Origin of the sequence: Vibrio nigripulchritudo ATCC 27043, from assembly GCF_000222685.1 — a bacterium.
GTDB classification, from domain to species: Bacteria; Pseudomonadota; Gammaproteobacteria; order Enterobacterales; family Vibrionaceae; genus Vibrio; species Vibrio nigripulchritudo.
In genome coordinates this window covers 34,481-57,263 of the sequence record NZ_AFWJ01000113.1, presented here as the reverse complement: position 1 = coordinate 57,263, position 22,783 = coordinate 34,481, and the positions used below count along the sequence as shown (strand labels likewise).

Genomic DNA, 22,783 nt, shown 5'->3' with positions numbered 1-22,783 from the left:
TTTGCGGGTGAGCCCCTTTTAACTCCTTACAGGAGCTGATTGTGAAAGACTTATTAAACTTTCTAAAAGCACAGCATAAGACCGAAGAATTTGATGCAATCAAAATCGGTCTATCTTCACCAGACATGATTCGTTCATGGTCTTTTGGTGAAGTGAAAAAACCTGAAACTATCAACTATCGTACGTTCAAACCTGAGCGCGATGGTCTGTTCTGTGCGCGTATTTTTGGTCCAGTTAAAGACTACGAATGTCTTTGTGGCAAATACAAGCGCCTGAAGCACCGTGGTGTAATCTGTGAGAAGTGTGGCGTTGAAGTTACACAAACTAAAGTTCGTCGTGATCGCATGGGTCACATTGAGCTGGCTTCTCCAGTTGCTCACATCTGGTTCCTAAAATCTCTACCGTCTCGTATCGGTCTGTTGATGGATATCCCACTGCGTGATATCGAACGCGTACTTTACTTTGAAATGTACGTTGTTACAGAGCCAGGCATGACTGACCTAGAAAAAGGTCAAATGCTGACGGAAGAAGAATACCTAGACCGCTTGGAAGAGTGGGGCGACGAATTCACAGCGAAGATGGGTGCAGAAGCGATCAAAGATTTGCTAAGCACTATGGATCTTCAGCGTGAAGCGGAGCAAATGCGCGAAGAGCTAGAAACTACTAACTCTGAAACTAAGCGTAAGAAGGTAACTAAGCGTCTGAAAATCGTTGAAGCATTCATTCAATCTGGCAACAACCCAGAGTGGATGATCCTGACGGTTCTTCCAGTCCTTCCACCAGATCTACGTCCTCTGGTTCCACTAGATGGCGGTCGTTTTGCGACTTCTGATCTGAACGACCTATACCGTCGTGTGATCAACCGTAACAACCGTTTGAAGCGTCTACTAGAGCTTGCTGCTCCGGACATCATCGTACGTAACGAAAAGCGTATGTTGCAAGAGTCTGTTGATGCGCTTCTTGATAATGGTCGTCGTGGTCGTGCGATCACAGGTTCGAACAAGCGTCCTCTGAAATCTCTTGCTGATATGATCAAGGGTAAACAAGGTCGTTTCCGTCAGAACCTTCTAGGTAAACGTGTAGACTACTCTGGTCGTTCTGTAATCACAGTAGGTCCATACCTTCGTCTGCACCAGTGTGGTCTTCCTAAGAAGATGGCACTTGAGCTATTCAAACCATTCATCTACAGCAAGCTAGAAACTCGTGGCATGGCGACGACAATCAAAGCTGCTAAGAAGATGGTAGAGCGTGAAGAAGCGATCGTTTGGGATATCCTAGACGAAGTTATCCGCGAACACCCAGTACTGCTTAACCGTGCACCAACACTTCACCGTCTTGGTATCCAGGCGTTCGAACCAGTACTTATCGAAGGTAAAGCGATTCAGCTACACCCACTAGTGTGTGCGGCGTACAACGCCGACTTCGATGGTGACCAAATGGCGGTACACGTGCCTCTAACTCTAGAAGCACAGCTTGAAGCTCGTACTCTGATGATGTCGACAAACAACATTCTGTCACCAGCATCAGGTGATCCGATCATCGTACCTTCTCAGGACGTTGTATTGGGTCTTTACTACATGACTCGTGACAAGATCAACGCCAAAGGCGAAGGCATGTACCTATCTGGTCCTGCTGAAGCTGAGAAAGCGTACCGCACTCAGTCTGTAGAGCTTCACACTCGCGTTAAAGTTCGTATTACTGAAACGGTTGTTGACGAAGACGGCAACAGCGTGACGGAAACTAAGCTAGTTGATACGACTATCGGTCGTGCAATGCTATGGCAAATCGTGCCATCAGGTCTTCCGTTTAGCTTGGTAAACCAGAAACTTGGTAAGAAGCAAATTTCTACGCTTCTTAACGAGGCTTACCGTAAGCTTGGCTTGAAAGACACAGTAATCTTCGCTGACCAAATCATGTACACAGGTTTTGCTTACGCGGCAATGTCTGGTGTATCTGTTGGTATCGACGACATGGTTGTGCCAGACGCGAAGTACACTGAAATCGCGGAAGCAGAAGAAGAAGTACGTGAAATCCAGGAGCAGTTCCAGTCTGGTCTTGTTACTGCTGGTGAGCGTTACAACAAAGTTATCGATATTTGGGCGTCTACCAACGACCGTGTTGCGAAAGCAATGATGGATAACCTGTCTTCTGAAGCTGTCATCAACCGTGATGGTGAAGAAGAACAGCAAGAGTCGTTCAACAGCATCTACATGATGGCCGACTCCGTTGCTCGTGGTTCTGCTGCTCAGATTCGTCAGCTAGCAGGTATGCGTGGTCTGATGGCTCGTCCGGATGGTTCGATCATCGAAACGCCGATCACCGCGAACTTTAAAGAAGGTCTGAACGTACTTCAGTACTTTATCTCAACCCACGGTGCTCGTAAGGGTCTTGCGGATACCGCACTTAAGACAGCGAACTCCGGTTACCTAACTCGTCGTCTAGTAGACGTTGCTCAGGACGTAGTAGTCCACGAGCACGACTGTGGCACGCACGATGGTATCGATATGATGCCTCATATCGAAGGTGGTGATGTTAAAGTAGCACTGACTGAGCTTGCTCTTGGTCGTGTGGTTGCAGAAGACATTCTTAAGCCAGGTACTGAAGACGTACTGATTCCACGTAACACACTTATCGACGAGAAATGGTGTCAGATCATCGACGAAAACTCTGTTGATAAGATGAAAGTACGTTCGGTTGTAACCTGTGACTCTGACTTCGGTTGTTGTGCGCAATGTTACGGTCGTGACCTAGCTCGTGGTCACCTAGTGAACCAAGGTGAAGCAGTAGGTGTAATCGCTGCTCAGTCTATCGGTGAGCCGGGTACACAGCTTACGATGCGTACGTTCCACATCGGTGGTGCGGCATCGACAGCAGCGGCTGAGAACAGCATTCAAGCGAAGAACACAGGTTCTGTGAAGCTTCACAATGCTAAGTTCGTAACCAACAAAGACGGTAAGCTTGTTATCACTTCTCGTGCATCTGAACTGACCATCATCGATGAGTTCGGTCGTACGAAAGAGAAACACAAACTGCCTTACGGTTCTATCCTGAGCAAAGGTGACAACGACGCAGTTGAAGCTGGTGAAACAGTGGCTAACTGGGAAGCGCACACCATGCCAATCATCACTGAAGTGGCAGGTCGCATCCAATTCGTTGACATGATCGACGGCGTAACAGTTTCTCGCCAGACAGATGATCTAACTGGTCTGTCTTCAAGCGAAGTAACTGATGCAGCGGCTCGTCCTTCAGCAGGTAAAGACATGCGTCCAGCGGTTAAGCTGATTGACGCAGCGGGTAACGATGTAATGATTCCTGGTACAGATATGCCAGCTCACTACTTCCTGCCTGGTAAAGCAATCGTACAGCTAGAAGACGGCGCGGAAGTAGGTGTGGGTGACACGCTTGCACGTATTCCTCAGAAGTCTGGTGGTAACAAAGATATCACCGGTGGTCTTCCACGAGTTGCTGACTTGTTCGAAGCACGTAAACCAAAAGAGCCTGCTATCCTAGCTGAGCACACTGGTACAGTGAGCTTCGGTAAAGAGACGAAAGGTAAGCGTCGCCTGGTAATCACTCGCGAGGGTGGTGAGACTTATGAAGAAATGATTCCTAAGCATCGCCAGCTAAACGTGTTTGAAGGTGAGAAGATCGAACGTGGTGACGTTATCGCTGACGGTCCAGAAGCACCGCACGATATCCTACGTCTGCGTGGCATCCGTGCAGTAACGGAATACATCTCGAACGAAGTTCAGGAAGTATACCGTCTGCAAGGTGTAAAGATTAACGATAAGCACATCGAAACTATCGTTCGTCAAATGCTACGTAAGTGTACGATCACTCACGCTGGTGACTCTGAGTTCCTACCTGGTGAGCAGGTGGAATACTCGCAGGTTAAGATTGCTAACCGTCAACTAGAAGCTGAAGGCAAAGAGCTTGTACGCTTTGAGCGTGAGCTTCTAGGTATCACGAAGGCATCTCTAGCGACTGAATCGTTCATCTCTGCGGCATCGTTCCAGGAGACAACACGTGTACTAACAGAAGCTGCGGTTTCTGGTAAGCGTGATGACCTGCGCGGTCTGAAAGAGAACGTAATCGTTGGTCGTCTAATCCCGGCTGGTACAGGTTTCGCCTACCACCAGGATCGTCAAAAGCAACGCGAAGAACAAGGTCCTTCTGCAGAGCAAGCGACAGACAACCTGGCAGCGCTTCTGAACGCAGGTTTCTCTACTGAAGAGTAATCGACGTTAAGATGTTAAAAAGGCACCGAAAGGTGCCTTTTTTGTGTCTGCTGATCGCTAAACTGATTTGGTATAGCAAATTGTGCGTATTTGAAGGGATCCGATACCTTGATACTTTGAGTGCAGAAAAGTAAACCGAGTGTTCTGGAGAAACGATTTTTTAGATGTGATAAAGCAGGAGTGCGATTAACACCCCTGCAAGAGTATAGCAGTGAGTTAAGCGCCCGGTGGAACAGCTAAACTGTCTGCTATCAACCTGATGAGCTGGTCTTCCACTTCGAACCTGGTTTCTAAGATTTCACCAATCAATGACAGCTCGCTTTCAAGTTTGCTCAGCGGATCTTCTTCGTCGATGGTGGCGTACTTATCGGTAAAGTTCAGCAATGGATCGGTCGTGAGTACGATCTTTCCATAAGTGTCATTGATTTCATCGGTTGGTGAGTAGCCGGTCGATTTCCAGCGATCCATCACCATATCGTAGATTTTGAAGTGACCTTCAGAGATGTAATCAACGAGATGTTGGCAGAAGCGTTGTAGTTCTTGGGGAGAGGGCAGACCTGAAACGGCAGCCGCTTTAACGGTTTGTGGTTTTGCAAGCTCGCAATATTCCACAACCAGCGATTGACGTGTATCGAGCCAATGATCGATGACTTCGCTGGAGCCACCCCACTGTTCTTGTACTTGTTTGAATTTATTCAGCATGACCATGTCCTCATGATCTGATTACTAGCCAATCAGCAATCTAAGCCTCTGAAACCAGAGGAGTCCATTTAAAATGCAATCTCTTGCTCTATATAGAATTTATAGATCGGATCTTACTGAGCTACAAACTCTGGTAAGAAATTAGATTGCCAGTAAAATGGATGAACTTCAAGCAAAGAGGGTATGGCATGTTCAAAAATGAAGAGCCAGTTTATTGGTGTGTTGTCGAGGGAAGCGAAGTTTGGATCGAGAACGGCTCACTACCACTAGGAAGTGCCAGCTCTTTGAATTTAAACGCAGAAAATGCGCAGGTCATCGGCAACTACCAAAGTAAGAAAGTGGTTTGGCTGAATCATGTGGAAGTGGAGCAAGTCTTACCTATGACTCCTCTTCGCAGCTTGTTGCATTACCCGGAAGAATTATTTTGGATGATCAGTCGTGCCATTCAATTTGGGCACATGAGTCAAACACTGCGCTTTTGCCCTCAATGCGGTGGAAGAAACCATCTCAACTTCAATCAACTGGCTATGCAGTGTGGTGATTGTCGTACGCTACATTATCCAAGAATCTTCCCCTGTATCATCGTTGCTATTCGTAAAGAGAATCAGATCTTACTGGCGCAGCACAACCGCCATCGTGGTGGCATGTATACGGTGATTGCAGGGTTTGTTGAAGTGGGAGAAACACTGGAACAATGCGTCGCTCGGGAAGTGAAAGAAGAAACTGGGATAGAGGTTTCCAATATTACTTACTTTGGCAGCCAACCCTGGGCATTCCCTTCCAGTTTGATGATGGGGTTTATTGCTGATTATCGTAGCGGTGACATTAAGCTAGACAAGACGGAGCTGGTTGATGCACAGTGGTTTGGTTTTGATGAATTACCAGAGGTTGCTCCAGAGGGTACAATTGCCCGAGCACTGATTCGGGAAGTGACGGAAAAAAGTATTCCCAATTAATTCTTGCTGAACCTAGTATCTTGAGATTATTGAGGGATGGAGATGAGCTTTTAAATAAAAAAAACCTCCGGTGATACCGGAGGGGTAAGTAAGATGTCGTTATGAGATGCTGGGTATTCATATACCCAGATATTATAGTTTTCGCTAGCGATCAAATTTGTAACATGCGCTTTCTAATGAATCAATTTCACATTGATTTTTATCGCTAATAACATGATCCAGGTTGCAAAGCCCAGATTTCCATAATGGAGATAAGTGGTAGAATAGCGACTTTACAATCGATTGAAGAAGCCAGAATGACTGAACTAAAGAACGATCGTTACCTAAGAGCTCTATTGAAAGAGCCAGTAGATTACACCCCAGTCTGGATGATGCGCCAGGCAGGTCGTTACCTGCCAGAGTATCGCGAAACCCGTGGGCAGGCAGGAGACTTCATGTCTCTATGTAAAAACGCAGAACTGGCTTCGGAAGTGACTCTTCAGCCGCTACGTCGTTTCCCTCTTGATGCTGCTATTCTGTTTTCAGATATTCTGACCATCCCAGATGCAATGGGGCTTGGTCTGTACTTCGAAACTGGCGAAGGTCCGAAATTTACCAACCCAGTCACCTGCAAAGCGGACGTTGATAAAATTGGCATTCCAGATCCCGAAGGCGAACTTCAGTACGTGATGAATGCGGTGCGTCAGATCCGTAAAGATCTGAATGGTGATGTTCCCCTGATTGGTTTCTCTGGTAGCCCGTGGACACTTGCGACTTACATGGTCGAGGGTGGAAGTTCAAAAGCCTTCACTAAAATCAAGAAGATGATGTATGCCGAGCCTCAAACGTTGCATGCGTTATTGGATAAGCTTGCAGACAGTGTGATTGAGTACTTGAATGCACAAATCAAAGCCGGTGCGCAATCGGTAATGGTGTTTGATACCTGGGGTGGTGTATTAACCCCTCGTGATTACAACCTGTTCTCGTTGCAGTACATGCATAAGATTGTCGACGGCTTGATCCGTGAAAACGATGGTCGTCGTGTGCCAGTAACTCTGTTCACCAAAAATGGCGGTATGTGGTTAGAGCAAATCGCAGCAACAGGGTGTGATGCGGTAGGGCTTGACTGGACGATCAATATTGCAGATGCGAAGGCTCGTGTAGGCGATAAAGTTGCGCTGCAGGGCAATATGGACCCGTCTATGCTTTATGCACCTCATGATCGTATTCGTGAAGAAGTCGCCACCATTTTAGAAGGTTTTGGTGAAGGTGGAACGGGGCATGTCTTCAACTTGGGTCACGGCATCCATCTTGATGTGCCACCTGAGAACGCAGGTGTGTTCGTGGAAGCGGTACACGAGCTTTCTAAGCCTTATCACAAGTAACACTCTTAATGTCTTCTCAAAGCGCGCTTTGCATTGCAGGCGCGCTTTTTTGTACAGGTCAAATAGCATTTGGATCATCGTAGGCCAAATAGTAGTTTCGCTGTACAAAAGAGACGATGTTATAAATTTCAGATGGTTATTTTGGAAATATCACCTAAAGTAAGTGGAGTGTACAGCTTTAGGTCTATTAAGATCATAATGATCCAAAAGCTATAAAACTCGAGAAACGATCCCCCGAATGTAGGGGACGGTCTCCGACTCAAACCAGGGATTCTTTTTCAGCCAAAGTGTGTTTCTTGGAGAAGGGTGAGGTAATGGGAGAAACTCTGGTGCCCAACGCTGCCACTGCTCGACGGTTTGAGTCAGGGTCTTGGGGCGATTCTGCAGATAGTACTGCTGAGCATATTGACCAATCAGCAGTGTCATTTCGATATTGGGTAACAAATCTAGAACCGATGCATGCCAAAGAGGTGCACATTCCTTCCTTGGTGGTAAATCGCCACTTTTCCCTTTTCCCGGATAGCATAAGCCCATCGGCATGATGGCGATCTTAGTTGGGTTGTAAAACACCTCTTTGTCGATATCCAGCCATGTTCGCAGGCGATCGCCGCTTGGGTCGTTCCAAGGGATAGAGGTTTTATGGACTCTGGTTCCGGGCGCTTGCCCGATTATCAGTAAACGCGCTTCCTCCGAAGCCTGAATCACAGGGTTAGCACCCAATGGCAACTCAGGTTCGCAAACTTTGCATTGGCGAATGTCCGCCAGTAAAGAAGGCAGAGCCGGCACCATCAATAACCTTTCTTGAAGTCGACGCGATTTTGCAATTTAAACCCGTCATACCATCTGAGGTAGTTTTCTTTGAACTGCTCAAAAACTTGGTGTGGAAAGCTTACTGCGGCAATGTGCGGGGTGACGGAAACCTTGTCGTGCGACCAGAATGGAGACGATTTTGGCAAAGGTTCCTGTTCAAACACATCCAGAAAAGCATGAGCGATGTTGCCATTTTCGATGGCAGGGATCAGGTCGTCTTCAACCAGCACATCGCCGCGTCCGACACTGAACAATAACGCGTTGTCTGCATGAGCTAAGCGCGCGGCATTGAGATAGCCTCGGGTATCGGGCGTAGAAGGTAAAGTACTGACGATGATGTCCGCGTCTTTTACCGCAGATTTAAACTCCCCAATATGGAAAGTGTATTTGAATGGGGATGCTTTTGCCGGGATCCCCGTTCGGTTGACCCCGCCCGTTTTCATTCCAAGTGCATTGCAAATTTTGGCCACATGGCAGCCGATGTCGCCCGTACCGAGCACCAAAATCGATTTATCCGCTAAGGATTGATAAGGGTGAGGCTGCCACTGAGATTTAAGCTGTTGCTGCCGATATGTAGAAAAGTGGCGAAAGTACTCAATCGTGTTGCCAACCACGTATTCGGAAATCTGCTGACCAAATATGCCTTTTACATTGGTCAGTTCATAGTCCTGACGAAGTCCACTGACGACTAGTGCATCCACACCTGCAAACGTTGACTGTAACCATTCCAGTTTAGTCAGGTTTGGGAGGTCGTTAACAATGAGTGGAGGATCGGCCAGAACGATGTTGGCAAGGCTTTTATCCTGAGTGATGACCAAGTCTTCTAGCTGAGCATTGTTGATTAGCGATGCGTATTCCGCTTGGTCTTTCGAAGCGATATAGACTTTGTTGGTGAAATTATTCATAGGCTTGCTTTTTTCCCTCTGGCGAATCAAGTACACTTCCGCTGTCTTTTTCTACAACCGTTGGATCACCATGTTACAGAATCCTCTCCAAATTCGCCTCGAAAAGTTCGAGCCTTGGCAGCAAATAACGTTTATGGCGTCTCTTTGTGAGCGAATGTACCCCAACTATGCGGTTTTTTGCCAGAACACAGAGTTTGCAGAATCACGTGTCTATAAAGATATCTTAGACAGTGTTTGGGAGTTACTCACGGTTAAAAATGCGAAAGTAAACTTCGAGCGTCAGCTAGAAAAACTGGAAGAATTGATCCCTTCTGCGGATGATTTTGATTTCTATGGCGTTTACCCGGCGATTGACGCGTGCGTGGCGCTTTCCACTCTGCTGCATGGCTTGCTAGACAGAGACACTCTGTTTGAATCCATGCTGAAAATCAGCGAGCAGTCTGTCAATACGGTTGCGCACTTGGAAGAAGCGCAGTCTGGGGAAGAAGTGACCAACGACAACCAGAAAGAAAATGAAGCCGTGTGCGCTGAATGGGATGTGCAATGGGCGATTTTCCGACCTTTGAAAGACGCAGTCGAGCGCGATGTGGAACTGATTAAAGAGCTGCGACAAGAGCTCCGTGATGACCCGGTCAGCAATATTGGGTTGGCAGTTTAATCGCACTAAGGCTCCTTTCGGAGCCTTTTTCTTGTCTAGGGCAACAGTTTTTAGTCAAAACTGATGGCAGAGGAAGCATGGATACAGCCATAAACTTGAATATCTACCGAATCAGGCTGAATCAGAGCGATTAACTTGGCGAACGAGGGCTTATCTGCCATTAGTTGATTGGAGTTATGTGCGTCTTCGGCGGTTTCCCAGTAATAGAGTTGTAGCCACTGTCCCGTCTCATTCACAGATAAGGTTTCATGAATAAAGCCAGGTAGGTTTTTTAAATCCAGTAACATGAGCTCCACGGCACTTTTCATCTCTTCTTCGCTCACGCCTTCATTTGCACGCCAGGTAACGGTCTCAATCACACTGTTCGCATTTTTCATTGATGGTTGCTCCTTAAATTAAGCGTTATCTTCTCGAGTTTGTTAACGACTTACGCATTCTATTTGTTGTTAATTTGAAAATAATTACTGAAGATAGAAAGCATCAGTTTCCATTTTGGAATGAAAGGATGGCGAATTTTAAGCACGCATCGATATACAGACAGGTGGTCGAGCATGGCTCTATGGCGGAGGCAGCAAAAGCGTTGGCAGTGACACCTTCTGTTATCAGTAAGAAAATTGCAGAATTGGAATCCAGTCTCGGAGTGCAACTACTGATTAGAACGACCAGAAAGCTAGAGGTCACGGAAGCCGGTGAGTACTTCTATCAGACCTTTTGTCGGATAGATTCTGAATGGAATGAGCTTCTTTCCGAGGTTACGCGCCTTAATGACAAACCTGCTGGTGTATTAACGATTGCTGCTCCAACCTTGGTGAATTCACGTGTATTGATGAAAGATTTGGAACGCTTTACGGAGCAGTACCCAGATATCGAGTTTGATTTACGCAGTGTCGACTATGACGTGATGCCAGCAAGTTTTGCGGACATTTCATTAGCGCGGGACATTGAGTTGTTCAACTCGTCCATGTTTGTGCGAGTGCCTTTGTATCGCTATGTAAACCAGTTATTTGCATCACCTGCTTATCTCGAAAAACACGGCATTCCAGATAGCATTGAAGCGCTTTCCCAGCACTCTTGCCTTGCTTATGGCAAACAGGTCACCAGAACCAGATGGGAATTTGCTGGTGGAGAACAGGTACAAGTTCAGCCGAAACTTTGGTCTGATAATACGGAGATTCTGATTCAGGCAGCATTGCAGGGGAGGGGGATTATTTACGTGCCTGCTCTGATCCTGACTAAGGAACTGGAAAACAACTTATTGGTGCCTGTTGATGTTACCAATACCCAAAGCCGGGAGTTTGAGTTTGTTGCGTATTACCGTAAGCAGCAGTACTTACCGCGAAAGTGTCGGGTACTATTGGATTTCCTGAAAACCTGTGGACCGGAATTACCCTAATAAAAAAGGCTCCAGTTAAGGAGCCTTAGATTCAGTCTTTCTTCGCGGTGTCTTCCGAAGGTTGTTCTTCGTCTTCATCCCGGCTTTCAATTACGCCATGGGTTTCTTTCCACTTTTCCCAGCGCTTGTTTGCCAGGAACTGCATGTCACTGGTTTTATCCGCTTCATCGACAATCTCTTCACCAAGCAGGTATTCAAAGATGTCTTCCAGTGTCACGATACCCTGAATTGTGCCGTACTCATCCACAATCAGAGCTAGCTGCACACGCTGAGCCATCATCTGATCAAAGGCCTTTGGCAGCGCCATCTTGTTAAGGATGACGTGAATGGGGCGCATGACGGCTCCAAGCTGCTTACTGCCATGACCAGACTGCTGAAGTTTAAACAGCTCTAAGCGATGGACGAATCCCAAAATATTGTCCGTCTGCTGGCTGTAAACCAGAGGTCTGGAGAATGGTGTGTCTTTGTGCTCAGACAAAAACGCGTCAATCGTCATTTCTGCATCCACACGGAAAACGACCGGGCGAGGCGTCATTACCTGTGTGACAGGCACGTCCTGGATGTTCAGCAAGTTATGAAGAATGCGCGACTCGCCTTCTGCGAATTCGCCTGATTCTTTTGCCAGTATAGCCATGGCTGATAGCTCATCACGCATTTTCGGTGCCTGATGACCGTGTGCAAGGCGCTTAGTGATTTGTTCCGAGAACCAGACGAACGGAGTTAACGCCCATACCATCCAGCGCAAAGTGGTTGCAGCCATTGGGGACAACTGACGCCAGTATGTCGCACCGATGGTTTTAGGCACGATCTCAGAAAAGACTAAAATACCGAAAGTCAGCACCGCAGAGAATACACCAAGCCATTGGCTGCCAAACACCACAGTGGCTTGTGCGCCTGCCGTTGCGGCACCAATCGTATGTGCAATGGTGTTCAATGTCAGGATAGAAGCAAGAGGTCGGTCGATGTCTTCTTTTAATTCCGACAGCTTTTGTGCTGATGGATGACCTTGCTGGCGAAGCTGAGCAATGTAACTTGGGGTAATACTCAACAACACCGCTTCCAGAACGGAGCAGATGAACGAGACTCCAATCGCGATGGAGACATAGAAAGCGAGCAGTAACATAGTTTCCTACAGTCAATAATTGTCGTTGATATCAATAGGCTCCCAATAGAGGCTAACTATCAACTAGCCTATAAATCGGTTCTGAAAGCCGGAAAAACAAGCTTAATAGTGAGAAAAGTCGTAACAAATTGTGAGGTAAAGCTCATAATCTGGTTAAAAACTCGGCAGAAGAGCGAAAGTGAGGCGACAAACCTTTGCCACAACAGGTATTTATGGATTACAGTGAATTAGATTTCGAAAAACATACAAGAAGGGAAACCTAATGAACAAGACCCAACTCATCGACTTCATCGCAGAAAAAGCTGATCTATCTAAAGCACAAGCAAAAGCAGCTCTTGAAGCGACTCTAGGCGGAGTGACTGAAGCTCTTAAAGAGGGTGACCAGGTTCAACTTATCGGTTTTGGTACATTCAAAGTAAACCATCGTGCAGCTCGCACTGGTCGCAACCCTAAGACTGGCGCCGAGATTCAAATCGCAGCAGCAAATGTTCCAGCATTTGTCGCTGGTAAAGCACTGAAAGAATCAGTGAACTAATCTATACTACGCCGAGTTTTTACTCGGCGTAGTTATTTTATGAAGCGATTTCTTTACGCACCTCTATTGCTAGCGGCGTTAGTCGGCTGTTCTTCCAGTTCCAACGTACCTCAAGCTAACCAGTATGCATACTATTCTGGCGGGCAATCTATTGGGGATTCTACAAGCTTTTATTGGTTTACCAAACGACTAGGCAGTGCCTATTCGGCGGCGGATTACGTGTCATCGGGAGACTATGGCTACTACCATACGGACTACGCGTGGCAAGGCGATACTCTGCGTGAGTTGATTCGAAAAGGTTACCGCACAAATGACGAGCTAGAGCTCGTGCCTTATCGTGTCCATTTACGTTTCAGTGCTTCCGGTGAAGCTGTCTATCAGCAATATCGGGTTGATGGAAAAGTACTTCCCGTGCCTGAAAAGCAAATTCAGCGCTATCAGGAAGAAGCGATTTTTGTGGTAGAGACGACGGAGTCGCAGGAAAAAGATAGCCTTGAACTCATTCAGGGTTACTGGGATGGTGAAACATTCGAGACCTGTGATGACAGGGAATACGAAAAGCTTGCGTTTAACCAGACGCTTCCAAGCTTTGTGGTCAATCGCTTGTCATCAGTCGACAGTTATGTTGCGTTTATAGGTCGTAAGGATTTGAATACGCTGTCCGTTAACGATCTGCTGATGTTGGCGGAAGACAGTCAGGATTGCATTAAGCGACCTTCTTTCATTGAGCAAAACTGATCAAAAATATCGAATACAAAAAAGGCGCTCATTGAGCGCCTTTTTCACATCTGAGCCCTGAGATTATTTCTCTTGCTCACGAGCAATGGCACGGTAGCCAATGTCATTACGATGGAACATGCCTTCCCAGCTAATTTGTTTCGCCAGTTCGTACGCACGTTGCTGAGCTTCAGAAACCGTATTGCCAAGTGCTGTTGCACAAAGCACACGACCGCCGTTAGTCACGATGTCGCCATCTTTGTTGTCTGTGCCTGCGTGGAATACTTTCTCTCCGCTCACTTCCTGCTGAGGAAGACCAGAGATGACATCGCCCTTGTTGTAAGACGCTGGGTAACCACCTGCTGCCAGAACAATACCGATTGACGCACGTGGATCCCATTTGGATTCCACTTGGTCCAGTTTCTCATCGATCGCAGCCAGACAAAGTTCAACCAGATCCGATTCCATGCGCATCATAATTGGCTGAGTTTCTGGATCACCGAAGCGGCAGTTGTATTCGATCACTTTCGGTGTGCCGTCTTTATCGATCATCAAGCCCGCGTACAGGAAGCCTGTATATGGGTGACCTTCAGAAGCCATGCCGTTCACGGTAGGGTAGATCACTTCTTCCATGATGCGGTTATGGATTTCTTGTGTCACGACAGGAGCCGGAGAGTAGGCACCCATACCGCCGGTGTTAGGACCTGTGTCTTTATCGCCAACACGTTTGTGGTCCTGGCTGGTGGCCATTGGCAGAACGTTCTTGCCATCGACCATTACGATGAAGCTGGCTTCTTCGCCATCCAGGAACTCTTCAATCACCACACGACTGCCTGCTTCGCCAAACGCGTTGCCTGCCAGCATGTCTTTGATGGCGTCTTCTGCTTCCTGTAGGGTCATCGCAACGATAACGCCTTTACCTGCTGCAAGACCGTCAGCCTTAACAACGATTGGTGCGCCTTGTTCGCGAACGTAAGCCAGTGCTGGCTCAATTTCCGTGAAGTTAGCGTAAGCCGCTGTAGGAATGTTGTGGCGAGCCAGGAAGTCTTTAGTGAAGGCTTTTGAGCCTTCTAGCTGCGCGGCAGCTTCGCTAGGACCAAAGATAGGCAAGTCTGCTGCGCGGAATGCATCCACCACACCAATAACTAAAGGAGCTTCAGGGCCAACAATCGTCAGCTCGATCGCTTTTTCTTTCGCGAAGGCAACCAATGCAGCGATGTCTTCTACACCGATCGCTACGTTTTCTAGCTTAGGTTCAAGAGCCGTACCCGCATTACCAGGTGCAACGAAAACCGTCTCAACATTTGGGTTCTGAGCCGCTTTCCATGCCAACGCGTGTTCACGACCGCCGGCACCGATTACTAATACATTCATCTTATAATCCTTAAATCATGTAGAAAGAGGCACTCTGGAGTGCCTCTTAGCGAAATTAGTGACGGAAGTGACGCATGCCTGTAAAGATCATCGCCATGCCGTGTTCGTCAGCGGCGGCGATAACTTCGTCATCACGCATTGAGCCACCTGGTTGGATCACACACTTAATGCCCGCTTCTGCAGCCGCATCGATGCCATCGCGGAATGGGAAGAATGCGTCAGATGCCATAACACTGCCAGCAACTTCCAAACCTTCGTCTGCTGCTTTGATGCCTGCAATCTTCGCTGAGTAAACGCGGCTCATTTGACCTGCGCCCACGCCAATCGTCATGTCGCCTTTTGCGTATACGATAGCGTTGGATTTAACGAACTTAGCCACTTTCCAGCAGAACAGTGCGTCTTTTAGTTCTTCATCGGTTGGCTGACGCTTAGAGACAACTTTCAAATCATCCAGCGTTACCATACCTTGGTCACGGTCTTGAACCAGAAGACCGCCATTGACGCGTTTCACGTCGAAGCCCGTTGTTTTAGCAGTCCATTCACCACACTCAAGAAGGCGAACGTTTTTCTTCGCTGCAACCACTTCAACCGCTTCTGCAGAAACTTTTGGAGCGATGATCACTTCAACAAACTGACGCTCAACAATGGCAGATGCCGTTTCTGCGTCCAGTTCTTTATTGAATGCGATGATGCCGCCGAATGCAGACGTTGGGTCAGTCTGGTACGCGCGGTTGTACGCTTCTAAGATGTTTTCGCCTAGCGCTACACCACACGGGTTAGCGTGCTTGACAATCACACATGCTGGCTCGTCGAACTCTTTCACACACTCAAGTGCTGCGTCAGTGTCTGCGATGTTGTTGTAGGAAAGCGCTTTACCTTGAATTTGGCGAGCAGTAGAAACAGACGCTTCTTCTGGGTTCGCTTCAACGTAGAAAGCTGCCGCTTGGTGACTGTTCTCACCGTAGCGCATGTCTTGTTTTTTCTCGAACTGCTGATTGAAAGTACGAGGGAATTTGCTTTCTTCGTCACCTTCTTTGTTCTCTCCGTATGAAGGAACCATAGTGCCGAAGTAGTTAGCGATCATGCCGTCGTAAGAAGCGGTGTGTTCGAATGCTGCGATAGCGAGATCAAAACGCGTTTCCAGAGTCAGAGACTTGTCGTTCGCGTCCATTTCTGCAATTACGCGGTCGTAATCGCCAGCGTTAACAACGATAGTGACGTCTTTGTGGTTTTTCGCCGCAGAACGCACCATAGTTGGACCACCGATATCGATGTTTTCTACTGCATCTTCCAGCGTACAACCTTCTTTAGCTACGGTTTCAGCAAATGGATATAGGTTTACTACCACCATGTCGATTGGGTTGATACCGTGTGTCGCCATGACGTCGTCGTCTTGACCGCGACGACCAAGCACACCACCGTGAACTTTTGGATGAAGAGTTTTTACGCGACCGTCCATCATCTCAGGGAAGCCAGTGTAGTCTGATACTTCAGTTACAGAGATGCCTTGTTCGGCAAGCAGGCGAGCAGTACCGCCAGTAGAAAGGATATCGACACCACGGTCGGCAAGGGATTTTGCAAACTCAACGATACCAGTTTTGTCTGATACGCTGATAAGAGCGCGGCGAATTGGACGAGCGTTATTCATTGCTTCCATCTTCCTCAAATTCACAGAGTTAATGTGTAAAAAATAAACTAAAGATATTTGCCAAAAATGAACAGGTTTGTGCGCTCAATCCAGAAAAATAATCGTATCATCCAAGATGCTATCCCCTTACTATGAAAGGGAAGCAGAGCGACAAATTAGGCCAGTTTTGGTAAAGACCTTTGGCTGGTCAGTGCTTTAATTTCAACTCGAAATTTGATGGCGCGTATTCTAACTAAATTATTACAAAAAAGCTCGCGCAATCGTTTGGCGTCACAAAAATAATTGTGAAAATCGGATTTTGACGCCGATTTCGTAAAGATAAGGTTAAAAAAACATGTTTCAGATTGGTGAGTTAGCCAAAAGATGTGGCGTGAGTACGGATACACTTCGCTTCTATGAGAAGAACCAACTGATTGCGCCAGCAGGACGAAGTGAGTCGGGTTATCGGCTTTATGATGATAAGAACCAGCAACAGGTGCTCTTCATTCTGAAATCTAAGTCTCTGGGGCTAAGTCTTGATGAGATCAAAGAACTTCTGGAGATAAAGCTAGAAGCCACTGAACACAGTTGTGCGGAAGTCAAATCGATAACCACGGCGAAACTTGAACTCATCGATGAGAAAATCCATGAGCTTACCCGCATTCGAAGTGCATTAGAAAAAATCAACGATGCCTGTTGTGGTGAAGTGGATGACGATGCCAGTCATTGTTCCATTCTCGAAGCACTCGCTGGCGAAGAAGTGCACGGTGGCGAAAAGTGCTGTGAAGATAGGTAACGAGTGATTTTTTAAATTGAAAAGAAAAGGGCAGCCATGGCTGCCCTTACTGTTTTTTTATGCTTAACGCGAACTATGCCAGTTCCATTACGATTCGCCCATTAATTTCACCTTTCTCCATATCAGCAAAGATGTCGTTAATGTCTTCGAGGTGTTTCACTTCGGTAATGGCTTTGACTTTGCCTTCGGCGGCAAATTGCAGGCATTCCTGAAGGTCCTTACGGGTTCCGACAATAGAACCAATTACTTTGACACCGTTCAGCACCGTATCAAAAATTGGGATTGGCATTTCTTCTGGTGGAAGACCGACTAGGACGCAAGCTCCTCCGCGGCGAATGGCTTTGTACGCTTCCTGGAACGCAGGTTTTGAAACAGCAGTACACACGACACCGTGTACGCCACCAACCAGCTCATGAATCACTTCAGAAGGCTTTTGCTGTATAAAGTCGATGCAGTGTGTTGCCCCCAATTCTTTGGCTAATGCCAGCTTCTCTTCACCGGTGTCCACTGCTATGACATTCATGCCCATAGCCACAGCGTATTGAATGGCTAAATGACCCAGCCCGCCAGCTCCGACAATCGCTACCCATTGACCTGGCTTAACGTCTGTGACTTTGAGAGCTTTGTATGTGGTTACGCCAGCACAGAAGAGAGGTGCGGCATCGACGTAGCTGATTCCGTCTGGGATTTTTACGGCATATTCGCCATGTGCCAGGCAGTATTCAGCGTAACCACCATCCACAGAGTAGCCAGCGTTGTGTTGATCTAAACAGAGGGTTTCTTGCCCTTCTAAGCAGTAATCACAATGCCCACAGGCACTGTATAACCAAGGGATACCCACTCGGTCTCCCACTTTCAGGTGTTTGATTTCACTGCCGACTTCGACAATTTCTCCCACACCCTCATGACCGGGAACCAGCGGCATTTTAGGCTTCACTGGCCAGTCGCCATGACAGGCATGTAAATCGGTATGACACACGCCACACGCGTGTATTTTGACGAGAACATCACGCGCTTTTACATTCGGAAGCGGGATGTCTTTGATAACTAAAGGTCCTTTAAACTCATTCACCACAGCGGCTTTCATGGGATTCTCCATCAGTGACTAAATGTATTCGATAATCATTCTCATTAAATTGATATGAAATTAAATTGATACAAGTCACGAACAGTGTGAAAAACGAAAAGCAAGTTTCAGCTTGTGAGCAATAACAAAAAACGCCGCATTTCGCGGCGTTTGAGGGAAGTTAAAATCAGACTTTGAAATTCCTGATGATGTTTTGTAGTTCCTGTCCATTGCTTAACAGGGCTTCGCTGGCTTGTGCTACCTGTGTTGCTTGCGCAGCCGACTGGTCACTGTTTTCAGAAATGAGGACTAGATTCTTGCTGATTTCTTCTGTTGCGAGTGTCTGTTGGGCACTCGAATCCGCAATCTGCTGGTTCAACTCCAGAATATGAGTTATTTGCTGACCAATATCGGCGAGAGTAGCTCGGGCATGCTGTGCTTGTTCATGCGTCGCGCTTGACTGGGTTTGAGTTTTCTCCATTGCTGAGGTGACGGTCTTCGCCCTTGCCTGAAGGTTTGACACAATTTGCTCAATCTCATCGGTACTTGCCTGGGTGCGGGTTGCCAATGTACGCACCTCATCGGCGACGACGGCAAAGCCACGTCCTTGTTCACCTGCACGAGCCGCTTCGATTGCGGCATTCAATGCCAGTAAATTGGTTTGTTCGGCAATGCCGCGGATCACATCCAGAACGGTGCTGACGGTTTCTGAGTCTTGCGCTAGTTGCTGCGTACTTTGCTCTGTTTCTGTCAGAAGCTCAGTCAGTGAGGTCATATGGTTGGTGGCACTGTCGATGACTTGCACACCCTGCTGGCCCAGCTTGGCAGCCTGCTCTGCTGCATCGGCAGCTGAAGATGCTGAGGTTGCGACTTCCTGATTACTTACATGCAATTCATCCATAGCAGAAGCAACGGTATCCACCGATTGGTGCTGTTCTCCTGCTTTGATCGATGCTTCAGACGCGACCTGATTCAGTTGGGTAGCGGCACTGGTGATGCCGTCTCCCACCGGAACCATATCGGTCACTATGGTGCGAATTTTCTGAGTGAAAAGGTTAAAAGCCGCGGCAATGTGGCTTAGCTCATCTTTGCCTTTAGCGGGTAAGGCTTTGGTGAGGTCACCGTCTCCCTCTGCAATATCATTAAGAGCGTATTCTGTCTCTTCACATGGCTTGGTGATGCTGAGTCCAAACCAAGTCGCTATAAATCCCATTCCGACAATACAGGCGATAATGATCAAAAGCGTCGATTTGGCTCGTTCCCAGAAAAGGGCATCTATGTCATCGATATACACACCACTGCCCACTATCCAGCCCCAAGGCTGGTGGAGTTTCACGTAAGAGAGCTTTTCGATGTCGACATCTGATCCCGGTTTTGGCCACATGTAGTTTACGAAACCCCCTCCGTTGTTGCGTTTGACTTCGTTGACAAACTCAACAAATAAAACTTTGCCAGTCGGGTCTTTCACGCCGGATAAATCTTTACCGTTCAACTGTGGCTTTATGGGGTGATTCACCATGTAAGGGCGAGTATCGTTAACCCAAAAGTAGTCGTTCTCTTCATATCGAAGTTTATTCAGTGCAGCCTTAGCTTGTTCCTGAGCCTCAGAACGGCTGAGAGCGCCGTCAGTTTCAAGTTGGTAGAAGTGGCTGACAAGGCTATGAGCGGATTCGACCAGATGTCGGGTTTTGACCTGTTTCGCTTCAATCAGATCGCCGTAATACGCGTATTTAATGTAGGCAAGTGGCGCCAACATTAACACCGCGATACTTAAGGTCATGATGTAAAGCCGAGCTTTAATGGATACGTTGCGCAAGCTAAATCTATTCATAACGACAGTCCTTTCGTCGATGAGTGCGTCTTGGTGGTGTTGTTGTAGTTATTCGTTCAACAGCCTAAGTTCCGTATGCTTAGATTGTTAAAAATACGTTAACGTTTTAATTCAGTATAGTGGATGAGCCGAAGTTATAAATTCGACCAAAGACGCATAAATCCACAATGATGGGCAGTTCTGAAGAGATAGGTGTAAAAAGCTGGCTTGATGCGAAATGTATTGAGCTAATTGGGAATGTTTTTGTGTAAGTTCAAAGGATTCAAAAAGAAATAAAAAAGCCCTGACCAGAAGGTTAGGGCTTTAAAAATTCGATTTAAACCAATCGGTTGATTAGTTCATGCCGTATTTTTTCAGTTTCTTACGAAGCGTACCGCGGTTGATACCCATCATGGTTGCTGCGCGAGTTTGGTTACCGCGAGTGTACTGCATGATAGTGTCTAGTAGTGGCTGTTCAACTTCTGCCAATACTAATTCGTACAGGTCATTGACTTCCTGGCCATTAAGTTGAGCAAGGTAGTTTTTAAGAGACGCTTTTACAGAGTCACGTAATGGCTTTTGAGTGATCTGGTCTTGAGAGGTCACTGTAGTTACTGTCAATGCTTCGGAAGTCAGATTTTGTTCGAACATATTCGGTCTAGCTCTTTTCTGTAATTATGATGCAACGTTATCAAAATAACCTTCTAGCGCTTCAAGTTGCAGCTCGGCTGCTTCTATCGCGTTGAAGGTACGGCGAAACTCACTCGCCTGCTCATGTTCTTTCAGATACCAGCCTACGTGTTTACGCGCAATACGGGGACCCAAAAACTCGCCATAAAATTCATGAAGAGCGTTCACATGACCAAGCATAATGTCTTTCACTTCCTCGGTTGGAAGCGAAGGCATAGTGCTGCCGTTTTCCAAATAGTGGTGGATTTCCTGAAAAATCCACGGACGTCCCTGGGCAGGGCGTCCAATCATCAAAGCGTCTGCACCGGTGTACTCCAGTACGTATTTGGCTTTTTCTGGGCTATCGATATCACCGTTAGCGATAACCGGTATTGAAACAGCCGCCTTAGCCGCTTTGATGCTGTCGTATTCTGCCTCGCCTTTGTACATACAAGCTCGTGTACGCCCATGTAGGGCTAGTGCCTGAATGCCGCAGTCTTCGGCCATTTTAGCGATTTGGACACAGTTTTTATTGTCTGTGTTCCAGCCTGTACGGGTTTTTAGTGTCACAGGGACATCTACAGCGTTCACTACAGCGGTCAGAATCTTTTCGATTATGTCCGGGTGTTGCAGCAACGCCGATCCGGCAAGCTTCTTATTCACTTTCTTAGCAGGGCAGCCCATATTGATGTCGATGATCTGTGCACCGTTCTCGACATTATATTGTGCGGCTTCTGCCATCTGCTGGGGATCTGCCCCGGCAATCTGTACAGAGCGAATGCCCGATTCGCCCTCATGTACCATGCGCTGTTGGGATTTCGCTGTTTTCCAGACCTTTGGATTAGACGACATCATTTCACTGACGGCTAATCCAGCTCCGTATCGAAGACACAACTCTCTGAATGGTCTATCGGTGACACCTGCCATAGGCGCGACGATCAGATTGTTCTCAAGTTGATAGTTTCCGATTTTCAAAACAACGACACAGTTCTATACCAGCAAGGGCGCGCATTTTACGCATTTTTTCGCAAAGAGAAAAGCTTAATTTTTGAGCATTTACAATTTGTTTTTGAAAATGCCCAAATTTCAGTCAATTAGCGTTGAAGCGCTTACTTTCACTTGCTTTTATGCTTTTTTCTTACCCGAGATTCGGCACCATTCTGATTGTTCTACAATCGGATCGATGTTCAGTTCATCGCGGTAATAGTTTGCGACGTCTTCTGCCTGTGTATCTAACACACCAGACATCGCGAGCATACCTTCAGGTTTGATCAGCCCTTTAATGACACCCGAGAGCTCACGAAGTGGACCTGCGAGAATATTGGCGACGACAACATCGGCGACAAGGTTATCTGGCTGGTCTTGTGGCAGGAACAATTCTAGTTGTTCAGCAACGCCATTTCGTTCAGCGTTTGCTCTGGATGCCTGAATGGCTTGTGGATCGATGTCAATACCGATGACCTTGCTTGCTCCCAGCTTGATCGCAGCGATCGCTAAGATGCCGGAACCGCAGCCAAAGTCGATGACGGTTTTGCCTTCAAGATCCAATCCATCCAGCCATTCTAGGCACAGTGAAGTGGTAGGGTGCGTTCCCGTACCGAATGCCAGACCTGGATCCAACATCACGTTAACCGCTGTTGGATCAGGAATGTCGCGCCAGCTTGGGCAAATCCACAGGCGTTTGCCAAATTGCATTGGGTGGAAGTTTTCCATCCACTCGCGTTCCCAGTCTTTTTCTTCCAACTGTTCCACTTTGTGGGCGAAGCCTTCTTCCAATAAGCCACTAGCACTGATTTGCGCCAGAACCTGCTTAGCGTCGATTTCCGCGTCGTAAAGGGCAACGATGTCCGTTTCCCCCCAAAGGCGCGTCTCGCCCGGCAGAGGCTCAAATATTGGGGTATCTTTAGCATCCAAAAAGGTTACAGACAGTGCGCCTGTTTCTTCCATCAGCATGTCGCTGATCTGTTCGGCGTTCTTGTCACTCGCATTGAGCTTGATTTGAATCCAAGGCATTGGAATGCACCTTTTTCGTCGTATTGA

Annotated in this window: 20 protein-coding genes; 8 read left to right on the top strand and 12 right to left on the bottom strand. The window is 47.2% G+C overall.

The window, feature by feature from the left end:
• The first annotated feature begins 41 nt into the window (after positions 1–41).
• Positions 42–4,238, top strand: a complete 4,197-nt coding sequence (gene rpoC, locus RH89_RS11685) for a DNA-directed RNA polymerase subunit beta' (protein ID WP_004402064.1) — start codon at positions 42–44, stop codon at positions 4,236–4,238.
• Between the two features lie 216 nt (positions 4,239–4,454).
• Here rpoC and RH89_RS11680 read toward each other — a convergent pair whose 3' ends face one another.
• Positions 4,455–4,946 (bottom strand): Rsd/AlgQ family anti-sigma factor, encoded by a 492-nt coding sequence (locus RH89_RS11680; protein WP_038142123.1) that lies wholly within the window; start codon positions 4,944–4,946, stop codon positions 4,455–4,457.
• A gap of 182 nt (positions 4,947–5,128) precedes the next feature.
• Here RH89_RS11680 and nudC point away from each other — a divergent pair, with 182 nt between their 5' ends.
• Both nudC and hemE read left to right on the top strand, forming a co-directional pair.
• Positions 5,129–5,896, top strand: coding sequence for an NAD(+) diphosphatase (nudC, locus tag RH89_RS11675; protein WP_004402062.1), 768 nt, complete (start codon positions 5,129–5,131; stop codon positions 5,894–5,896).
• Positions 5,897–6,192: 296 nt separating this feature from the next.
• Positions 6,193–7,260, top strand: coding sequence for a uroporphyrinogen decarboxylase (gene hemE, locus RH89_RS11670; protein WP_004402061.1), 1,068 nt, complete (start codon positions 6,193–6,195; stop codon positions 7,258–7,260).
• 210 nt (positions 7,261–7,470) lie between these two features.
• Here the strand turns inward: hemE and RH89_RS11665 are convergent, their stop codons facing one another.
• Both RH89_RS11665 and RH89_RS11660 read right to left on the bottom strand, forming a co-directional pair.
• Positions 7,471–8,049, bottom strand: coding sequence for a uracil-DNA glycosylase family protein (locus tag RH89_RS11665; protein ID WP_004402059.1), 579 nt, complete (start codon positions 8,047–8,049; stop codon positions 7,471–7,473).
• Positions 8,049–8,975: a D-2-hydroxyacid dehydrogenase gene (locus RH89_RS11660; protein ID WP_004402058.1), complete on the bottom strand. Its 927-nt coding sequence runs from the start codon at positions 8,973–8,975 to the stop codon at positions 8,049–8,051. The genes RH89_RS11665 and RH89_RS11660 overlap by 1 nt, the downstream gene beginning before the upstream one ends.
• A gap of 70 nt (positions 8,976–9,045) precedes the next feature.
• Here RH89_RS11660 and RH89_RS11655 point away from each other — a divergent pair, with 70 nt between their 5' ends.
• Positions 9,046–9,633, top strand: a complete 588-nt coding sequence (locus RH89_RS11655; protein ID WP_004402057.1) for a YjaG family protein — start codon at positions 9,046–9,048, stop codon at positions 9,631–9,633.
• 50 nt (positions 9,634–9,683) lie between these two features.
• Here the strand turns inward: RH89_RS11655 and RH89_RS11650 are convergent, their stop codons facing one another.
• Positions 9,684–10,010 carry a hypothetical protein gene (locus tag RH89_RS11650; RefSeq protein WP_004402056.1) on the bottom strand — a complete coding sequence of 109 codons (327 nt, stop codon included), beginning with the start codon at positions 10,008–10,010 and terminating at the stop codon, positions 9,684–9,686.
• 128 nt (positions 10,011–10,138) lie between these two features.
• Here RH89_RS11650 and RH89_RS11645 point away from each other — a divergent pair, with 128 nt between their 5' ends.
• Complete coding sequence (locus RH89_RS11645; RefSeq protein ID WP_004402055.1) at positions 10,139–11,026, top strand: LysR family transcriptional regulator; 888 nt, start codon at positions 10,139–10,141, stop codon at positions 11,024–11,026.
• Positions 11,027–11,057: 31 nt separating this feature from the next.
• Here the strand turns inward: RH89_RS11645 and RH89_RS11640 are convergent, their stop codons facing one another.
• Positions 11,058–12,149 carry a CNNM domain-containing protein gene (locus RH89_RS11640; protein ID WP_004402054.1) on the bottom strand — a complete coding sequence of 364 codons (1,092 nt, stop codon included), beginning with the start codon at positions 12,147–12,149 and terminating at the stop codon, positions 11,058–11,060.
• A 262-nt stretch (positions 12,150–12,411) separates the two neighbouring features.
• On the opposite strand from RH89_RS11640, the gene hupA reads away from it, so the two are divergent.
• Both hupA and RH89_RS11630 read left to right on the top strand, forming a co-directional pair.
• A complete protein-coding gene (gene hupA, locus RH89_RS11635) occupies positions 12,412–12,684 on the top strand; it encodes a nucleoid-associated protein HU-alpha (RefSeq protein ID WP_004402053.1) in 273 nt (90 codons plus the stop codon).
• Positions 12,685–12,723: 39 nt separating this feature from the next.
• Positions 12,724–13,422, top strand: a complete 699-nt coding sequence (locus RH89_RS11630; protein ID WP_004402052.1) for a DUF1481 domain-containing protein — start codon at positions 12,724–12,726, stop codon at positions 13,420–13,422.
• 63 nt (positions 13,423–13,485) lie between these two features.
• Here RH89_RS11630 and purD read toward each other — a convergent pair whose 3' ends face one another.
• Both purD and purH read right to left on the bottom strand, forming a co-directional pair.
• Complete coding sequence (purD, locus tag RH89_RS11625) at positions 13,486–14,775, bottom strand: phosphoribosylamine--glycine ligase (protein ID WP_004402051.1); 1,290 nt, start codon at positions 14,773–14,775, stop codon at positions 13,486–13,488.
• Positions 14,776–14,830: 55 nt separating this feature from the next.
• Positions 14,831–16,423 (bottom strand): bifunctional phosphoribosylaminoimidazolecarboxamide formyltransferase/IMP cyclohydrolase, encoded by a 1,593-nt coding sequence (purH, locus tag RH89_RS11620; RefSeq protein WP_004402050.1) that lies wholly within the window; start codon positions 16,421–16,423, stop codon positions 14,831–14,833.
• A 334-nt stretch (positions 16,424–16,757) separates the two neighbouring features.
• Between purH and zntR the strand changes: the two genes are divergently transcribed.
• On the top strand, positions 16,758–17,198 hold the full coding sequence (gene zntR, locus RH89_RS11615) for a Zn(2+)-responsive transcriptional regulator (protein ID WP_004402049.1): 441 nt from the start codon (positions 16,758–16,760) through the stop codon (positions 17,196–17,198).
• A 73-nt stretch (positions 17,199–17,271) separates the two neighbouring features.
• Here the strand turns inward: zntR and adhP are convergent, their stop codons facing one another.
• From adhP to prmA, 5 genes are all read right to left on the bottom strand, one after another.
• On the bottom strand, positions 17,272–18,285 hold the full coding sequence (gene adhP, locus RH89_RS11610; RefSeq protein ID WP_004402048.1) for an alcohol dehydrogenase AdhP: 1,014 nt from the start codon (positions 18,283–18,285) through the stop codon (positions 17,272–17,274).
• Between the two features lie 166 nt (positions 18,286–18,451).
• Entirely contained in the window at positions 18,452–20,095 is a 1,644-nt protein-coding gene (locus RH89_RS11605) for a methyl-accepting chemotaxis protein (RefSeq protein WP_004402041.1), read from the bottom strand.
• Positions 20,096–20,428: 333 nt separating this feature from the next.
• Positions 20,429–20,725 carry a DNA-binding transcriptional regulator Fis gene (gene fis, locus RH89_RS11600; protein WP_002542007.1) on the bottom strand — a complete coding sequence of 99 codons (297 nt, stop codon included), beginning with the start codon at positions 20,723–20,725 and terminating at the stop codon, positions 20,429–20,431.
• A gap of 24 nt (positions 20,726–20,749) precedes the next feature.
• Entirely contained in the window at positions 20,750–21,718 is a 969-nt protein-coding gene (gene dusB, locus RH89_RS11595) for a tRNA dihydrouridine synthase DusB (protein ID WP_004402027.1), read from the bottom strand.
• Between the two features lie 150 nt (positions 21,719–21,868).
• The gene (gene prmA, locus RH89_RS11590; RefSeq protein WP_004402025.1) at positions 21,869–22,756 is read right to left on the bottom strand and encodes a 50S ribosomal protein L11 methyltransferase; all 888 of its coding nucleotides are present in this window, start codon (positions 22,754–22,756) and stop codon (positions 21,869–21,871) included.
• Positions 22,757–22,783: the final 27 nt, after the last annotated feature.